The organism is Limosilactobacillus portuensis (assembly GCF_014838735.1).
Lineage (GTDB): Bacteria > Bacillota > Bacilli > Lactobacillales > Lactobacillaceae > Limosilactobacillus > Limosilactobacillus portuensis.
The window spans coordinates 22,778-38,760 of record NZ_JABUXQ010000011.1; the positions used below are offsets into that span (position 1 = coordinate 22,778).

A 15,983-nucleotide genomic window follows, 5' to 3' on the forward strand; every position below is an offset into this window, starting at 1 on the left:
TTAATGCTCCTTTGGTTTATTAAAGCTTAAGCTTAATTGTTTACCTACTTCTAAGCTCTTACTAGCAACATGATTAATACCAAATTTAATTTCTTGTTGTAATTTTGGTTCATACTTTTGCGCTAATTTAAACGATTGTGCATATAGGTTAGATCGTGAATGCTCTTCTAACCCGTTAACTACCTTTCGTTCCTCATCTGTAAACTTGAACGGCGGTTGTTCTTCCTTTAATGAGTGAGCACTTATCAGAATATACTTTGCAATTTTATTTTGAATTTGATCTTCTGAATTCTCAGGGTGTTCCTGTTCTAATTGCTTTGATACCACTTCCTCTAGTTTTTTATCATCACCTTTAGCAAACTCCTTAGCTTTCTGCAGCTCATGAAGTGAATCTAAGTCATGATTATTATTAATCATGGCTTCTTTTAGATCGGGTACGCTATATACTTTGTCCGGGTACCAATGACCATTTTGTCGTGAGTAAGCTTGAATATGGTCTACCTCTCGATACTTCTTAATTGCAATCCCTTTAGTATGTAAAGCATGAAGACTTACCAACTCAGGTAAATTATCTCCCCATTTATCATAAGCAATTACTCTTGTTGGGTTAGACACACTTAATTGTTTACCAGTAGTGCTTATTAGATTCTCTACTTGATGGGCATCTTGCGTCCACTTTCGTAATAAATCAATTGAGAAATTAGCTAATTGGGTTCGATCTTTAAGGATTTCTTGGTTTTGTCGTTCATCACTAATATGGCGTTTTTGACTAATTGAAGTATCAACATTAAGAGCCTTTCGCAAGTGGTTAATTGCTGGAATATGATCAAAATATTCCGTTAGCTGTTTTCTTAGTTTTGGATTAAAAGCGGTAAATTGAACAGTCTTATAGTCGTCCTGGTTATGATTCAAATTGCCTCTTAGACCGCACTGTTCGTAAGTATATACTTCAAACGCCCGAGCAAAAGCCTCAGAAGGGGTACTGAAGTATTCCAATTTTTTACTATTAACTCCCATTGCTTTTAGATTATCAGTATATTTCTGCAAGATATTAGCAAAATCTGGTTGTAAAGATAAAGTAGGAGCTTCAACAAAATTTTGTGGTTTCCGATAATCGAGACTTAAATTTTTCCTTAAACCCAATTGATGATCTAAATAGTGACCATATTCATGGATAAATGAAGAAAAACTAGCTTCTTCTTTCTTGCTTTCCCGGCGATTAGCATAAATTTCACTAGGCTTCCGGAAGTCAACAATAATGGTGTTAAGCATCGGGACATACATTCCAGCTGCTTTATGATTACCTAACTTGCGTAACCGTAATACCGGCTGTTCCTTATTTTCTGGCATTTTAGCCATCAGTTGCATTGCTTCATCTTCAAATTTCTTAAACAGGGCCAAATCAACGTCATTATCTAATTCAATCTTATTGAAATACTGATGTAGGACAGTCTTATCCATAATTTGTTGGGTTGCCTTATTAATATTTTTCTTGGTTTCCCACGATTTTGCATGAACCTCTTTACCTAACTCGTGCTCATAGCGCTGTTGCCGAACAATATTATAGGTATTTCGTAAGTACTTATTAACAAAATTCAGTACATAAGTATCTCTTCTGAACATTCCGTAAGAACGTTCACTATCACTAAATTTACGGTCAAGTCCATATTCAGCGGCAAATTCTGGATGATTTTTAAGAAACCTATCAGTTAGTTTTCTAAATGTATTATCTACTGGTTCAGTAGCTTTAAGAAATTCATCATGATTTAATGTACCGATTAAATCTGGCTTAAAAAGGAATTCCCACTTTTTGCCACTATAAGTATGCTTAACAAATTTTTGCATTTGTGAGGTAAATATATCCCGAGGCGTATCAAATTCAGCCTTTGCCATTGTGTCAAATTGCCAATTTTGATACATATTCTTCAATAACTTAGCATAACCAACGGTGTAATTTAGATTACCAGTATACCAACTCACACCATCATTATGTCTATGTTGCCATTGATCCCCTTGAGTACTCCAAGACTTATTGTCCATATCTAAAGCCATATACTTAGTTTTAGTCTTGCCTTGTTCATCCTTGACTTGAAGTTCAAAGATATCCTTTCCTTTGGCACTACCACCAATCTTACTTTCACCGAGAGTAGTTCGTTTTACCGTAAGGACTTCATTTTCTAAATGTGATAATTCTAAATAGTTTTTGATTGATTCAGTAATATCATTTTCTGACCAGTCACCATTTTTGTAGATGTAATTAGCAACCTTTCTAAAGGTAGTAAATGGTGTATCATTTTCTGTAATTGTCAGCGAACTTTGACGAGTTATGCCAAATTTCTTTTTCATTAAAGTCGTTAAAGGATTTTGAACCTCGCTCATTACTCTAGCCTACCCTTCACTTTCTTTTTTCCCTTTTCATAGAGAAAGTTTTGATGATCTTTGGTAATCCCAAGCACCATATACTTTCGCAGGGACGTACCTACTTCACTTCTAAATTTAATTTTGAATTTCTCTCGATTTTTACTCGTGAGAACCACCCCTTCAGCAACCCCACTTTTTATCTTGGTAATGATTCCCAGATCAAACTGTCTGTTTTTACCCTCCATTTACACTTTGTGCACTCCTTTCAAGTGGTTTCTTAGGCAAAATATATTAAAAGAGTACGTGGGGCAACTTTCGCCATAATAAAAAAGTCTGCATTTTTGCAGTCTTTTCTTCTAATTAATGTTTTTTCTTACGAGCTCCGATAGCACCAATAATCATTAGCAAGCCTGCAAATGAAAGTATTAATCCAGTCTTTTGATTATTACCAGTTTGTGGTAGTTCTTGAACTGCATAACCGTCATTTCCAAAAAGCCGTTCCTGCAGGTTATCAGTATTCAATCCAGAATTAGCATTCTTTGCCATAAAAAAAGAGCCTGCTTTTTCTGTAGGCTCTTTTTATCTTTCTTCTCTCCGCCGTTCCTTCTCATCTTCACGTTCAAGATCATCATCTTTATCCAAACGTTCACGTAATGCTCGTTTGGAGCGATATTTAGAACTCGATTTTGAAGATTCAATTAAATTACTTAGGCTACGAGTAATCCCTTGTGCCAAGACAGCTGATTTCTTTGGCGGTTCTCGTTTGGTTGATTTTTTACTTTTCGGTAACTGCTTATTAAACAAGTGTTTATCCAGGTAATCAATAACTGGTCTATTTGGATGATTTGCCGGATCTTCAATTCTTAAGTAAATCTTCTTTAATTCCTGAAAAAGCGGACCATTCACTCTTTTTCTTTCATCCAGCGGTAAGTTATTATTCTTATGAATTTGCCCTTTGAGCTGTAGCACCTTTATTTCATCTTGATACTGATTTAATAGCTGTTTTAAATCAGAAGTAATATATTTAATTCCCGGATCCTTCCGATTGCTTTTTAGCAGCTGTTGCTCCTTTTTTAGTTGCTCTAATCGTTTACTGATTCTATCAGGAGTAGCTTTCTCTATTGACAGTTTCTTAACATCTTGGTATTTACCTCTAAGGACAGCTTGCAGCTCCTTCTCCTGTTGAGTCAGTCCTCTCTGCGGTTTCTTTTCAATTTTTAATAATACTTGTTGCTCTTGATAGTAATGAATAAATGGTGATAACTTGGTTAATTCACCTAGGCTATATAAGCCATCAATCCTTTTAGTTAAATCGTTTATTTGTTGATCCAGGTTATAGAGCTTCAAGTAGTACCGTCGAAGCCCTAGGCGCATCCTGATCTCCCTAGCAACATCAGAAGAGCCATCCATACTCTTTAATGCTGTTTCTTCGGCTTTCATAATTCTTTTATTTAATTCTGGTCCTTGGTCCTTAAGGATCTGTAACCGGTCTTTTTTATATAGTTTTCTCTTTGACTCATAGTCCCTGAGGTTGGTGAATAGTAAGTTCACTAATTGATCTCTTAGCTTATCGTCTCGTGGCTGAACAGTATCCTTAATGTTATTACCGTAACTTACTTTGGCCACCTCATCTAATTGCTGTGAACTGTTCGTATAAAACGCATAGGAACTGCTTAATTGATGATCAAGTAGATAATCGACTAGATCATAAGCTAGTTCTCTTGATTCCTTAAAATCAACACTATGGTTAGAAGCTCGCCATTTCCGTTTATCCTTGTAATCAGGTAACGTTTGTTGAAGATTGACTAATAGCTTCTCTAAATGTTGATCCTGCTTTATTAACCGACTTTCCAAGTTCTTCATTACGCCCTTGTGATAATCTAATGATTTCTCCAGGGCAATCGTTCTGGTCCGGCTCTCCTCGTTAGCCAGTTCATGATGCAGAATTGATTTTAATTTACGAATAGATTTGGTGTGGAACATTCCCTTAGGTTCCCCATTCTCCTTTAACGGGCGGGTATTTTTCTTTTGGCTAATTGCCAAGTGAACATGGACGTGATTAGTGTTTAAGTGAATATCGCCCCACCAAAAGGTCTGAGGATTATCCAGTCCTTCTGCCTTAAGATAATCCGGCATAGCATTCATAACGGCCGTTTTAATTGCTTTCTGATTAACGGAGCCATCAGCATTCATTAATCCAGATTTTTCAATGAACTCAGGACTAAAACTAATAACGCCCGCCCAAAGTAATGATTTGTTCTTTTGTGCCTGTCTTAAGTTGTTGATTAACTCTTGATGTTGCTTTTCACTTAACTCGTAACTTCCTTGAGTAAAAGTTGGATAATCACCCTTTTCTTCATTTGTCAGATCATCTTCCATTTTGGTAGCTGCTTTACGATCTGTGTAACCTAAGTACCCCTTAAAGTTTTTACCAACATCCGGATCATTCTGAATATTTCTTTCTCTTTGTAAATCGTTCTCTTGTTCTGGTGAAACCGCATTTTCCCGTTCCATATATCCAAGATAGCGAACCCCGTTAGCAACCCGAAATTCTTGTGTATAGATAATATCTGGAGAATCTTCACCAGTTTTAGTAAATAGTCCCATCTATTTTTTTCTCCTAATTAAGTCTTTATTACTTAATTAAAAGAGTTATGTATTTTGCACAAGATTCGCCAAAAAAAAGAGCTACCTTTATTTAGGTAACTCTCTTAATTCAACTTAATAGTCTTATAAAAATGTAACTGTTAATTTCTTTCCTAACGCATTAGCAATCTTTGTTAAAGTATCGATACTGGTATTAGAGCCACTTTCAATTCGTGCAATTGTTGATTGTGGAACATCAGAAATAGAAGACAAATCACGTTGAGAAAGTCCTGAAGCTTTTCTAACTTTTGCTAATGCAACGGCACTTTCTAATTTTGTAGTTTCGTTTTCAAATTCTTTTTTTAATTCAGGATCTTGCAATTGTTCATTTAAGTAGTCCTTAAAATCAATATTACTCATAGTTATTGCTCCTTTCGATTAGTAAAATATTCAGCGCGTAAAGCTTTAGCATGTTTAATTTCCCTTAAAGGGGTTTTCGGTGTTTTTTTAGTAAAACCGTGAGTGATTACATAATGAGTTCCATCAACATGAAAATAAAGTCCTCGTTGTTGATTATTACTAATTCTAGAACGAACCTCATACAAATTTTTCTCAAGAGGTTTAACCCAATTATGTTGAATGCTAATACTAATTCCCTTTTCAGAAATGATATTGATACGAGCCAATAATTTTGCCCTACTTTTAACATCAAGACTATCTAAGTATTCTAAAAACTCTGTATGCCCGTTTGGACGAGTGTAAAATTCAAAATCTAGTTCTTCCATATATTAAATGATAGCATATATATAGGAATATATCAATATATGCTATCATTGAGAAATTATTAAATTATTACTTATTTATAGCGAAATATTCTAAAACACTTTCATTTAGTAGTTTTTAGCTCTTTAATTCTGATGCTAATATTTTCGTCTCTACTCTTGAAAACGAATGTTTGATACGTAGTGATTATTCACATAAACAATGACCCAATTCCGTATTAATATCTGAATTAACTGATCATAGCAGTTATTAACCTTTTGCGTATTAACTTGGTTAATTCACCTAGGCTATATAAACCATCGATCCTTTTAGTTAAATCGTCTATTTGTCGATCCAGGTTATAGAGCTTCAAGTAGTACCGTCGAAGCCCTAGGCGCATCCTGATCTCCCTAGCAACATCAGAAGAGCCATCCATACTCTTTAATGCTGTTTCTTCGGCTTTCATAATCCTTTTATTTAGTTCTGGTCCTTGTTCCTTAAGGATCTGTAACCGATCTTTTTTATATAGTTTTCTCTTTGACTCATAGTCCCTTAGATTAGCAAATAGTAGGTTTACTAATTGATCTCTTAGCTTATCGTCTCGTGGCTGAACAGTATCCTTAATGCTATTACCGTAACTTAACTTCTTTTGGCTAATTGCCAAGTGAACATGGACGTGATTAGTGTTTAAGTGAATATCGCCCCACCAGAAAGTCTGAGGATTATCTAGCCCTTCTGCTTTAAGATAATCGGGCATGGCATTCATAACGGCCGTTTTGATTGCTTTCTGGTTAACGGAGCCATCAGCATTCATTAATCCAGATTTTTCAATGAACTCAGGACTAAAACTAATAACGCCCGCCCCAAAGTAATGATTTGTTCTTTTGTGCCTGTCTTAAGTTGTTGATTAACTCTTGATGTTGCTTTTCACTTAACTCGTAACTTCCTTGAGTAAAAGTTGGATAATCACCCTTTTCTTCATTTGTCAGATCATCTTCCATTTTGGTAGCTGCTTTACGATCTGTGTAACCTAAGTACCCCTTAAAGTTTTTACCAACATCCGGATCATTCTGAATATTTCTTTCTCTTTATAAATCGTTCTCTTGTTCTGGAGAAACTGCATTTTCTCGTTCCATATATCCAAGATAGCGAACCCCGTTAGCAACCCGAAATTCTTGCGTATAGATAATATCTGGAGAATCTTCACCAGTCTTAGTAAATAGTCCCATTTATTTTTTTCAAAATAAAAGAGGAGAGTAACTCAATACTTTCCCCTTATCTATGCACTAGATTAAATGCTATTTAATATTTTTGAGCGAGCGATTCAAGTTCCTTAAAATCAAAGCATCGTTTGCAAATTTTATTATCAGGATAATTTAATCTCAATTGATATAATTTTTGTGCTTTGTTTTCTAAACCTGAGTTATTTAATACTTTTAATTCCTTATTTAGCAAATCAATGTATTTTGATTTAACTTTTTCATTTTTAAATTCTCTAAATTTTTCAATATTTGAAGGATAAACATTAATAAGAAGTTTACTTGGAACGGGAAACATATAATTAAGGTTTACAACAGCTGCCAAATGCTTAGTAGTTTCACCATTTCTCCTTCTAACAGGTATAAAGATCCGCTTAAAGTCTGGCATGTCTCTCATCTTACGATGCCTTCGCTGTGCATGATTCAATTGTGCAACATACTCAAGTCCATTATCGAGTTTTAACAGAGAATGAAAGAAAGGCTTATAGTGTTCTGAACCATAATCCGAATAAGGAATCCGCTTCTCATGGTTTCTTAAATAATCTAAGTAACTTTTATAGATTTGACACCAATGAATAGATTTTCACTCCAAAAAAAAGGCTAGTTATTTGCACCAGCCAAGCAAATATTTTTTGTAGGAAAAACAGTTTTGATAGGCTCTGTGACCTCTATATAAAAGGGTTTTGATAGGTTCCCTAACCTCTATATAAAACAGTTTTGATAGGCTCTGCAACCTCATATCCTACACTCATATATTAACAAAATAGAAAAGTAGTTTCAATATATATAATCCAAATAAAAAAGCCACTTAAATACTTCTCCATATTATTAACAATAAATCCTCCATTCATAGCATTTTAAAAGAAAAAATGGATGGAAAGTCAGTTAACCCTGAAAGAACTAGGTTATTGAATGTTAGAAAACGATTTAGTATTTCTTAAAATAGACCCTGTAGCATAATAAAAACTTTGGTCTAAATCTACTTTGTTAAACGGATATTTGATACATAGCGATTATTTACATAAACAATGACCCAATTCCGTATCAATAGTTGAATTAACTGATCATAGCAGTTATTAACCTTTTGCATAAGGATCGCTAAAGGCCGTATCATCAAACAATCCTTCGGGGTCAATGTCTATTGCATCTGATGGTAAATTTGTATCTTTTTTCTCATCATTGACAGTCTCTTTATCAGTAAATTGTCTGTCAAACGAATCATCTACTATATCACGATTCCTAAAGTCAGTAGTATTTTGGTTACATTCATTTTCCTTTAGATCACTAATTTTAACCTTATCATAAAGTAAACTAGAAGTCTTTTGGTTTTTCAATAATGTAATCGATAGCTCCTCGTCGGAAGATGGCTTTATTGTTGATTTTAAACTAATTGAAATCAACTCACTTCGTTCTAAGTTAGCATGATAATCTAGTAATCGTTTAAAATCGTTAGCTTTTCTCGCTAATTCTTCTCCAAAATCATTAGTTTTATTTACTGCATCATCCAAATCATTAAAGAATTGGTTAGCCATTTGTGTTAATAATTTATTTGAATTTTCCGCAAATTTTATAACTATGCTATCCTGTGTCCTTTCTGTTGAGCTATTAGTTAAATTACTGGTCATAGAATAAGCACGCTTAAGGTAAGCAATAATACCAGCTAAGGATTCAGGTATGATGGTCTGATCAGCCTTGTTTAGTATATTTAGAAATTGATTTAACCATTCATCAAAATGATTAAAATCATTAATTACTTTAACTAATTGTCCCACTGATCTTAAGTTTAACGAGTAAATCCATCTACTGGTTTCATTCTCATAAGGAGCTAATAGCTTTTCAATAAGATCTCGTGTAATTTTATATGATGGTTCCATTGATGGATCAAAACTAATTCTTTCCCAATTAACGGCTAATGCTATTCTAAATACTGGAGCAATCAATAGTTCACTCATCTTATAAAAATATCTTGCTTTATTATAGTTATCCAAATGATAAATTTTAATATATGGTTTTTCTTCTAATAAGTAATATTTTCCCAATCCTAAAGAATCCAAGGCCTTTCGAGTTATATAAGACTTACTGTTTATTTCATTTTCAATCATTATCTCTAATCCTCCTAAATAAGATTACATATTTTATCCAATTTGTGACTGATTATGAAGTTTGACTAAAGAAATGCAAGATCCGCCAAAATAAATTGCACCTGAATCAGCTACTATAGAGAAATATGACCATCCAGCTATTTTCTTATTAAATTCAACCAAACAGATACTGTAAATAAAAGATATAACTAAATAACAGGGTACAGTACCCCTATTGAAGTAACTCCTTAATTTTAGTTTTTCTAATATCAGAAATAATTTGATGCTCTCTCGTCCCATTATTAGGCAATTCACGATATTTATTAATATCCAAGTCTGAATTTAGGGTACTTCTGAATTATCGGTTGTATCTTTTGCATTGTTAATGACTTACTATCTATCTCAGCTCCCATTTTTAATTGACCATCATCAAAAACAGTAGACACAATTAAGGTTTGTACAATACTTTTTGAATCCAAGATTCCCTTAGCTGCCAACTTAGGAAAGTAACGTAATACTCTTTCGTAAGTCATTTTTTTATGCCGCCAGTTAAGCTTTTTTTGGTAATCAAGTTTACCAAACCAATCTTTATATACCTTATTACGCTGATTAATCTTTGTACGGAGTTTTCTTTTTTCACTTTTCTGTTTAGATAATTGTCTTTTTCGTAATTGCTTTTTTTGTTCTTCTTTAGTTTTCTCAATTTGACCACTAAGGTACCACTCAGCAATCTTTAGAACCTTTTCACGATCTCTATCATAAAGCGGAAGCTTAACCTGGTAAAAACTCTGAAGATACCGAATTTGAGGTTTGCTAAAAATATCTTTCAATAAATTCTTTTGAACACATAATTCATAAGCACTTGTTGGAAATAACTCACCGTATTCAATATTCTGTAATATCTCGTCAATTCCAAGGTCGATTTTATGGTAACCGTTCTTAATCTCGTTAATTACTTCAGGTGATATTCCTGCCTCTTGCTTCAGATGATTAATGCCAAATTTATACTTTTTGTGATTATCTTTTGAAACACAATAATATAAATACTTAACATGCTTCCCACACTCACATTTGAGTGGTGAAGCACTAGGATTGTGCTTATCAAAATCTGTGAATTCATCATAGCCAATAAATTCAAAGTTACCGCCCTCTGCATTGATCTTCGTTAATAGCCTTGAATTTACTTGATACTTTTTAAATTCTTCTAGTACTTTCTTTTGCTCAGGCGTTAATTGATTAAATATTTTTTGACGCTGGTTTTCTGTTAAGTGCTTGTTATTATTAAAATGCTCAATGTTAGTTTGGTATCCTGTATATGAAATTATCCTACCCATAATTACACCTTCCTACTTACCATGACTATTACATTTGCTTCATTAAATTCAACATTTGCCAAAATAAAAAAAGGTGACCGCCAAAAACGATCACCTTTATATTTAGGTAAAATTATTGTAGTTCTAGTATTACCTTTGAGAGTAAATGGAATGATTAAACTCACTTATCTAATTTTTTAGACATTAGTTCTGTAATTAGATTACATAATACTGGACGAGTTATTTTTTTCAGCTAAAATAACTGGAACTGCATTTCCAATTTGTTTGTATTTTTCATTAAGACGATTAGCACGACTAACGGTATCTTTACCACTATCAGAAAATTCAAACCAATCAGGAAAAGACTGGATCCTGGCACATTCTCTGACCGATAATCTCCTGTTAATTTTCCCCTGGAATTTCCAATGATCTTTATCAATTTTCTTCATTGGTAAACCTCCAGGATATTGAGGTGCTTGCCTTGCTGATGCTTGAATGGTAAATGAAACATCATTCCAATTTTTTTTGCAATTTCGAGAAAGGTACATTGAACTATAAGATCCTGTGTAATAATCATTAGGAAATTTGGGAAGATCTGAAATAGCTTCTTTAAGTGTTACTAGCGGCTTCTTGCTTTTATCAACCTCACTATTTGTTATTTCCGGTAGAGTATATTTGGTTCCATGCGAATAAATATCATTCCGAATTCCTATAATAAAGACCCTTTCCCGAGATTGTGAAACTCCGTAATTTTTAGCATTTACTAAGTTAATATCAACATGGTACCCAGCAGCCGTGAAATCCTCTCGAATCTGTTGTAAAACCTTACCTTTAGCCATAGTCATCAAGCCTTTCACGTTCTCTGCAATAAAGAACTTAGCCTGAGAATCTAGTAGAGCTCTAATATAATGAATATACAAAAAATTACGAGGATCAATCTCTACTCCTGATAATATGCGCTATTATATCGAGCCGTGGAATTAAATCTATTAATACGAACGACTAAAAAATCTCCGAATAGATCGGAACTTTTTTATTATTATAATTAGTTATTTTCTCTGCTGTTTAAGAAAGTTACGTAATTCGATTACATCTCGTGCTGATAAGGAACTTAATCGGGTAAAATGACTCCCAAACCTTAACATCTGGTACTTAGGATCAATTACTACATAAGACTGCTTAGCCAATCCTTCCCCCTTGCCAGTCTACTAGAGGATAACGAATTGCCTGCATTGCTTTAGACTTATGATGATATTTGCTTGTAATTGCATAAAAAGTAAGTGTTTGATCATCATAATCAACAATTAAAATTGGTCGTTGCTTACCAGCCTTACCCCAAGAGACATAGGCTAAATAAATATCGTTAATCCTCATCTTCGTCAGCCCATATCTCTTCAAATTTCTTAGCATTATGGATTACTTTTGTTGGTTGATTAGATGCTATCTGTTGAATATCAAGTGCTGCCTTTTGCTTAGCTGTTAGTCCAATTTCAAATGGAATCTTCCCTGTATTATCAATAGCATGATACAAACTATTAATAATACTAGTCGGTGACTGTCCTATTGACTTTAAAATAAGATTAACCCGATTTACAACTTTTTGATCAACATTAACTTGGACTTTAGTTGTCGCTTTTCCACTCATGTAAATTCCTCCTATCAGCTCATCTTTCATACTCTATTATGCTCTGTTATATTATAATAGCAACGAAAGTTTCGTTATCCTGGTAAATAAAAAAAGTGATCGCATAAGCGAGCACCTTATTATATGTTTAATTGTTATAAGCATAGATTGCAGCTCCGCCTATTATATAGAGACTAAAGAACGCCCGCAGTACTGGATTTTGAATAAAATATATAATCAGTATCATACATATCAAAGTAATTATTGCAAACGTAACTAGCGTCACCAACGTATATGGTTCCGTTCCTACTCGCCATAAATTTCTATACAAATAAAAGAGATACAGTAATCCTACACTTAATAAAATAGCTGCTTCAAGTAAAAAATAAATTGCACCTGAATCAGTTACTATAGAGAAATATGACCATCCAGCAATTTTCTTATTAAATTCAACCAAACAAATACTGTAAATAAAAGATATAACTAAATAACAAAATAAAGTTATTGTTTTTCCCCAATTATTGTTCCACCAGTGCTTCATACAAATACCCCTAACATCATTTTCCCTGTTCATTGCTATCTTTATTAACCTTATCTTTAATTAATGATAAGTGCGTATATATTGTGTTCTTTTCTGTCTGTATGACTATCTCAATAACTACCATCAATACAAAGTATGCGAATAAAAAGATAAACCAATTTCCAATAATTTTTGGGAAAAAGGAACCAAAATTTTCGGAAAGTAATCTAAGTGAATAAAGACCACTAACAACAATACCAGCGGAAAGAACTGTAAGAACCCACCAATATATTTTTTGAATTAAATCTATATTTCTTTTTTTTGATTCAAATTTTAACTCTAACTCTAATAATTTATCATTATCAGTTATTCTATTTAAATTAGACTTAAATGTTTTTAAAGGAACATTACCGGAAAATTCCAGATAATTATTTAACTTTTTCTTTCTCCTTTTAGTCATTTTATTATCCTCTCTTTCTATATTTCCATCATATCATCTTTATTATTCTTGCATAATTATCATATTGAATCTTGATTTGATTGATCTTTAACCTCTATTGATTAAACTTTTGACTCAAAGCTTCTCTCACTTTCTGAGGAGTCTTCTGATATTTTCTTGAACTTATATATTTGACCTGAACAGCTAAACGATTAGCCCCAGTCGCATCACAAGTAATTAAATTGATTTGTTTTTTTAGTATTTTTGACTAAATCAACTCGATACTTGGAGACAAACTTCTACTTTTTGAGGGACCGCTTGTTATTTCTAAAGCCACTGTAAGCCTCATATACACCATTTAAAACAATGCCAAGCCCAATAATCATGATAATAAAAAGGCCCCATTTTGCAAATGCAGTTCCTATATCATTTGTATTTAACAACTTATTAAATCCATCTACTAACGAAAGTGAACCGAGCGCCATCAGAAATACTCCACCCATGATCTTGATTGGTGAAGATTCATCACCATACTTATCAGCAAAGATAACTGCTCCAATAATAATTATGAGCATAACAAAAAGTAGTATAACACCTAGTAATCCTTCTAAACTTGTATTTGACATTTTTATCATCTCATCCTTTCTTTACTAGTTTTTGATTTTCTTCTAAGAACTTTAATATACCCGAAGTAAGACAGTCATAATCATCAACATCATATTTCAAGTGATATAAAGTCTTTTCTTTTAGTGCATTGCTTTCCAATTTAGAACTATCCCATTTGGAATCACCCTCAGCTAAATAACAATTAAACTTATATTGACGTAACAAAATTTCATCTTGGTCAAAATCATAATCCTTCTTAGCATTAATTCCTTCTGCTGCTTTGGCAGCAAAATTCTTTGCTAAAGTCAAATCACAAGTAATTCCAATTGTAGTTGATACTTCTGAATCATATTCTCCTTTTATATGCACAACTACATAAACAAATTCTTCCATATTTTCCCTCCAATTAGTACTTTTTAGATATTCCTTATTGATTAAACTTTTGACTCAAAGCTTCTCTCACGTTCTGAGGAGTTTTTTGGTATTTTCTTGAGTTTATATATGTGCCCTGAACAGCTAACCGATTAGCTCCAGTTGCATCACAAGTAATTAAAGTGACTTGTTTTTTATTAGTGTTCTTGACTAAACCAACTCGATACTTGGAAACAAATTTCTTGGAAGTAATCTTATAAGTATAAACATTCTTCATATCGGTTAAATAAATCTTCTGACCAACTTTTGCTCGATAGTATAAAGGGCTAAATAAAACCTTAGGGCCTAGATTACTCATGTTATGACCAGCTAATGCATAGTTCCCCTTCCCCATCTCCATATTATTTCTAAAGGTTCCTGCTGCAAATGCCAAATTAGTATTATTAATACCCTTAGCAATTGGTAAATTAATACCATCATCAGGAACACATATTTGACCAACAATCGGAATATTTTTAGCATTAACCCTTGCTCTTGCAATCTGAGCAAGAGTTAATCTTTTTACCGAAGCATAATCATTCTTACCATTGTTTTTATTTGCATTTTGAATAGTAGAACGATTAATAATTGGTTGGTAAGAACGAACAAGATAATTAGTGATTGGCTTATTAAAAACTAAGAAGTTTGCAACTAATGATAGAAAAATATAAGTAGTAATCCTAACCCATTTTTGTTTCCAAACTCTCTTCCATTTTGAATCTTCATTTGTATTTAAAATCAAAATTACTCACCTACTTAAGAATTACTCGTCCGTGACGATCTCGCAGTTTTAGGACAAATGCAGGATGTAGTTTATCGTCTGGTTTTAATGGTGGGTAATCATGCCGTAAAGTACTCTCGGAGAAATCTAATAGTCCAGAGATTTGATTGTTATTTAAGCCAAAGTTTCTGTAATAAGTTACTAACAGTCTAACCGCATCTCGTTGTGATAGACTCCGATAAGTTTTCTTAGTAATCCCAAGCATTTCTCTTATCTTGGCAAGTTGCTTTCGCTCCTTAAAGATTAACCGACCTGAAACCTCTAAAGAACCATCATCAACATAATTTCCTGGTGAAGTTTCATCGCCAACATGTTGATACCATAACGGATCAGTTTTATAAAGTTCATGCAGAGCTTCATAAAAGCCATCGATCTTTTTAAGATTTTTCATAAAAGCCCCTTTCCATTTTTAGATAATTTTTTGAACAACTCTTGATTATCTTGTTTAACCAAATTAGCTAGTGCGGCATAAATTTCATTTTGAGCATTTCCCGCATGAAACATTGAATCTAACTTCTCGTAACTCCGCATATCACGACGAATCATACTTTGGTTAGTATCCATTAATAAGTAGAAAATCATATTAAGCAAATCTCGATTGCCGCGTTCTAACTTAATTACTTCTTTATTCCGATCAGCAACTTTTTTATTGATTAACAGCTTCTTAAAATCGGAGTACATCAATTTAGGATCATCGCTCCATTTTTGAATTAGGATTGATAGATAATCACCTAAAAGTTGATTAGCCAACCCTGATTTTGTTCTGACATTTTCATCCATCAAATACGTATTGTTTTTTAAGAAAGCAAACAACTGATCCACTTTTTCAGCATTAGTAGCATTTAATCTAATCATCGAATTTTGAGTCATCGTTATTCTCCTTTGCATTCAATATTATCTTAGCTTCTTTAGTAAAATCATTATCCAACCCTGTCTGTTCATAAAGCAGAGATTTTATTTGATTAAGTGATAAAGAATTAGTTACTAAGAGTTCTTTAACATCATTTAAGAATTCTGCAAGTCGACGATTTTGATCAATCATATTTGGTAACAGCTCTGATACTCTTTGTTCATGTAAATATGAATGAATAATATTTTGAATGAGTTCTTTTTTTGAAATATTTTCTGCCTTTGCTTGTTGTACTAACTCAATATTATCTGGTTCGTCTAATTCAATATGTGTTGAAACTTTTTTTACTTTACTTGCCAAAATAAATCCCTCATTTTTTATAATTTATCA

Annotated in this window: 23 protein-coding genes; all 23 read right to left on the reverse strand. The window is 33.1% G+C overall.

From position 1 onward, the window contains the following. Window positions 1–2,379 (reverse strand): hypothetical protein, encoded by a 2,379-nt coding sequence (locus tag HUK49_RS04835; protein WP_191912871.1) that lies wholly within the window; start codon window positions 2,377–2,379, stop codon window positions 1–3. Beyond that, the gene (locus tag HUK49_RS04840) at window positions 2,379–2,606 is read right to left on the reverse strand and encodes a hypothetical protein (protein WP_191912872.1); all 228 of its coding nucleotides are present in this window, start codon (window positions 2,604–2,606) and stop codon (window positions 2,379–2,381) included. The genes HUK49_RS04835 and HUK49_RS04840 overlap by 1 nt, the downstream gene beginning before the upstream one ends. Window positions 2,607–2,721: 115 nt before the next feature. Then, the gene (locus HUK49_RS04845) at window positions 2,722–2,907 is read right to left on the reverse strand and encodes an LPXTG cell wall anchor domain-containing protein (RefSeq protein WP_191912873.1); all 186 of its coding nucleotides are present in this window, start codon (window positions 2,905–2,907) and stop codon (window positions 2,722–2,724) included. A 33-nt stretch (window positions 2,908–2,940) separates the two neighbouring features. Then, window positions 2,941–4,968 (reverse strand): relaxase MobL, encoded by a 2,028-nt coding sequence (gene mobL, locus HUK49_RS04850; protein ID WP_191912874.1) that lies wholly within the window; start codon window positions 4,966–4,968, stop codon window positions 2,941–2,943. 123 nt (window positions 4,969–5,091) lie between these two features. Next, window positions 5,092–5,367, reverse strand: coding sequence for a helix-turn-helix domain-containing protein (locus HUK49_RS04855; protein WP_191912875.1), 276 nt, complete (start codon window positions 5,365–5,367; stop codon window positions 5,092–5,094). Between the two features lie 2 nt (window positions 5,368–5,369). Beyond that, a complete protein-coding gene (locus HUK49_RS04860; protein ID WP_191912876.1) occupies window positions 5,370–5,732 on the reverse strand; it encodes a type II toxin-antitoxin system RelE/ParE family toxin in 363 nt (120 codons plus the stop codon). Between the two features lie 227 nt (window positions 5,733–5,959). After that, the gene (gene mobL / locus HUK49_RS11225; protein ID WP_326515789.1) at window positions 5,960–6,562 is read right to left on the reverse strand and encodes a relaxase MobL; all 603 of its coding nucleotides are present in this window, start codon (window positions 6,560–6,562) and stop codon (window positions 5,960–5,962) included. Continuing rightward, a complete protein-coding gene (locus HUK49_RS11230; protein WP_235980990.1) occupies window positions 6,558–6,710 on the reverse strand; it encodes a hypothetical protein in 153 nt (50 codons plus the stop codon). Before HUK49_RS11230 ends, mobL (HUK49_RS11225) begins: the two co-directional genes overlap by 5 nt. Before the next feature lie 87 nt (window positions 6,711–6,797). After that, a complete protein-coding gene (locus tag HUK49_RS11235; RefSeq protein WP_235980992.1) occupies window positions 6,798–6,938 on the reverse strand; it encodes a hypothetical protein in 141 nt (46 codons plus the stop codon). Window positions 6,939–7,011: 73 nt separating this feature from the next. Beyond that, on the reverse strand, window positions 7,012–7,545 hold the full coding sequence (locus HUK49_RS04870; protein ID WP_191912929.1) for a type III toxin-antitoxin system ToxN/AbiQ family toxin: 534 nt from the start codon (window positions 7,543–7,545) through the stop codon (window positions 7,012–7,014). 499 nt (window positions 7,546–8,044) lie between these two features. Further along, window positions 8,045–9,070 (reverse strand): hypothetical protein, encoded by a 1,026-nt coding sequence (locus HUK49_RS04875; RefSeq protein ID WP_191912877.1) that lies wholly within the window; start codon window positions 9,068–9,070, stop codon window positions 8,045–8,047. Window positions 9,071–9,372: 302 nt separating this feature from the next. Beyond that, complete coding sequence (locus HUK49_RS04880; RefSeq protein WP_191912878.1) at window positions 9,373–10,383, reverse strand: hypothetical protein; 1,011 nt, start codon at window positions 10,381–10,383, stop codon at window positions 9,373–9,375. 200 nt (window positions 10,384–10,583) lie between these two features. Then, window positions 10,584–11,318 (reverse strand): DNA cytosine methyltransferase, encoded by a 735-nt coding sequence (locus HUK49_RS04885; RefSeq protein WP_191912930.1) that lies wholly within the window; start codon window positions 11,316–11,318, stop codon window positions 10,584–10,586. Between the two features lie 223 nt (window positions 11,319–11,541). Beyond that, window positions 11,542–11,736, reverse strand: a complete 195-nt coding sequence (locus HUK49_RS04890) for a hypothetical protein (protein ID WP_191912879.1) — start codon at window positions 11,734–11,736, stop codon at window positions 11,542–11,544. Further along, window positions 11,726–12,007: a type II toxin-antitoxin system RelB/DinJ family antitoxin gene (locus HUK49_RS04895; protein ID WP_191912880.1), complete on the reverse strand. Its 282-nt coding sequence runs from the start codon at window positions 12,005–12,007 to the stop codon at window positions 11,726–11,728. Before HUK49_RS04895 ends, HUK49_RS04890 begins: the two co-directional genes overlap by 11 nt. A gap of 127 nt (window positions 12,008–12,134) precedes the next feature. Further along, the gene (locus HUK49_RS04900) at window positions 12,135–12,527 is read right to left on the reverse strand and encodes a hypothetical protein (protein ID WP_191912881.1); all 393 of its coding nucleotides are present in this window, start codon (window positions 12,525–12,527) and stop codon (window positions 12,135–12,137) included. Window positions 12,528–12,543: 16 nt separating this feature from the next. Further along, the gene (locus tag HUK49_RS04905) at window positions 12,544–12,966 is read right to left on the reverse strand and encodes a hypothetical protein (RefSeq protein ID WP_191912882.1); all 423 of its coding nucleotides are present in this window, start codon (window positions 12,964–12,966) and stop codon (window positions 12,544–12,546) included. A gap of 278 nt (window positions 12,967–13,244) precedes the next feature. Beyond that, window positions 13,245–13,571: a hypothetical protein gene (locus HUK49_RS04910; protein WP_191912883.1), complete on the reverse strand. Its 327-nt coding sequence runs from the start codon at window positions 13,569–13,571 to the stop codon at window positions 13,245–13,247. Between the two features lie 10 nt (window positions 13,572–13,581). Further along, window positions 13,582–13,944: a hypothetical protein gene (locus HUK49_RS04915; protein ID WP_191912884.1), complete on the reverse strand. Its 363-nt coding sequence runs from the start codon at window positions 13,942–13,944 to the stop codon at window positions 13,582–13,584. A 34-nt stretch (window positions 13,945–13,978) separates the two neighbouring features. Continuing rightward, window positions 13,979–14,704, reverse strand: a complete 726-nt coding sequence (locus tag HUK49_RS04920) for a class A sortase (RefSeq protein WP_206705625.1) — start codon at window positions 14,702–14,704, stop codon at window positions 13,979–13,981. A gap of 10 nt (window positions 14,705–14,714) precedes the next feature. Further along, the gene (locus HUK49_RS04925) at window positions 14,715–15,134 is read right to left on the reverse strand and encodes a hypothetical protein (protein WP_191912885.1); all 420 of its coding nucleotides are present in this window, start codon (window positions 15,132–15,134) and stop codon (window positions 14,715–14,717) included. Next, on the reverse strand, window positions 15,131–15,613 hold the full coding sequence (locus HUK49_RS04930; RefSeq protein WP_191912886.1) for a hypothetical protein: 483 nt from the start codon (window positions 15,611–15,613) through the stop codon (window positions 15,131–15,133). Before HUK49_RS04930 ends, HUK49_RS04925 begins: the two co-directional genes overlap by 4 nt. After that, on the reverse strand, window positions 15,591–15,953 hold the full coding sequence (locus tag HUK49_RS04935; RefSeq protein WP_191912887.1) for a hypothetical protein: 363 nt from the start codon (window positions 15,951–15,953) through the stop codon (window positions 15,591–15,593). Before HUK49_RS04935 ends, HUK49_RS04930 begins: the two co-directional genes overlap by 23 nt. Window positions 15,954–15,983: the final 30 nt, after the last annotated feature.

Excerpts from the sequence above, each read along its gene's own strand:
- HUK49_RS04835 (WP_191912871.1), bottom strand. The coding sequence starts at position 2,379 with ATGAGCGAGGTTCAAAATCCTTTAACGACTTTAATGAAAAAGAAATTT.
- HUK49_RS04840 (WP_191912872.1), bottom strand. The coding sequence starts at position 2,606 with ATGGAGGGTAAAAACAGACAGTTTGATCTGGGAATCATTACCAAGATA.
- HUK49_RS04845 (WP_191912873.1), bottom strand. The coding sequence starts at position 2,907 with ATGGCAAAGAATGCTAATTCTGGATTGAATACTGATAACCTGCAGGAA.
- mobL (WP_191912874.1), bottom strand. The coding sequence starts at position 4,968 with ATGGGACTATTTACTAAAACTGGTGAAGATTCTCCAGATATTATCTAT.
- HUK49_RS04855 (WP_191912875.1), bottom strand. The coding sequence starts at position 5,367 with ATGAGTAATATTGATTTTAAGGACTACTTAAATGAACAATTGCAAGAT.
- HUK49_RS04860 (WP_191912876.1), bottom strand. The coding sequence starts at position 5,732 with ATGGAAGAACTAGATTTTGAATTTTACACTCGTCCAAACGGGCATACA.
- HUK49_RS11230 (WP_235980990.1), bottom strand. The coding sequence starts at position 6,710 with ATGGAAGATGATCTGACAAATGAAGAAAAGGGTGATTATCCAACTTTT.
- HUK49_RS11235 (WP_235980992.1), bottom strand. The coding sequence starts at position 6,938 with ATGGGACTATTTACTAAGACTGGTGAAGATTCTCCAGATATTATCTAT.
- HUK49_RS04875 (WP_191912877.1), bottom strand. The coding sequence starts at position 9,070 with ATGATTGAAAATGAAATAAACAGTAAGTCTTATATAACTCGAAAGGCC.
- HUK49_RS04880 (WP_191912878.1), bottom strand. The coding sequence starts at position 10,383 with ATGGGTAGGATAATTTCATATACAGGATACCAAACTAACATTGAGCAT.
- HUK49_RS04890 (WP_191912879.1), bottom strand. The coding sequence starts at position 11,736 with ATGAGGATTAACGATATTTATTTAGCCTATGTCTCTTGGGGTAAGGCT.
- HUK49_RS04895 (WP_191912880.1), bottom strand. The coding sequence starts at position 12,007 with ATGAGTGGAAAAGCGACAACTAAAGTCCAAGTTAATGTTGATCAAAAA.
- HUK49_RS04900 (WP_191912881.1), bottom strand. The coding sequence starts at position 12,527 with ATGAAGCACTGGTGGAACAATAATTGGGGAAAAACAATAACTTTATTT.
- HUK49_RS04905 (WP_191912882.1), bottom strand. The coding sequence starts at position 12,966 with ATGACTAAAAGGAGAAAGAAAAAGTTAAATAATTATCTGGAATTTTCC.
- HUK49_RS04910 (WP_191912883.1), bottom strand. The coding sequence starts at position 13,571 with ATGTCAAATACAAGTTTAGAAGGATTACTAGGTGTTATACTACTTTTT.
- HUK49_RS04915 (WP_191912884.1), bottom strand. The coding sequence starts at position 13,944 with ATGGAAGAATTTGTTTATGTAGTTGTGCATATAAAAGGAGAATATGAT.
- HUK49_RS04925 (WP_191912885.1), bottom strand. The coding sequence starts at position 15,134 with ATGAAAAATCTTAAAAAGATCGATGGCTTTTATGAAGCTCTGCATGAA.
- HUK49_RS04930 (WP_191912886.1), bottom strand. The coding sequence starts at position 15,613 with ATGACTCAAAATTCGATGATTAGATTAAATGCTACTAATGCTGAAAAA.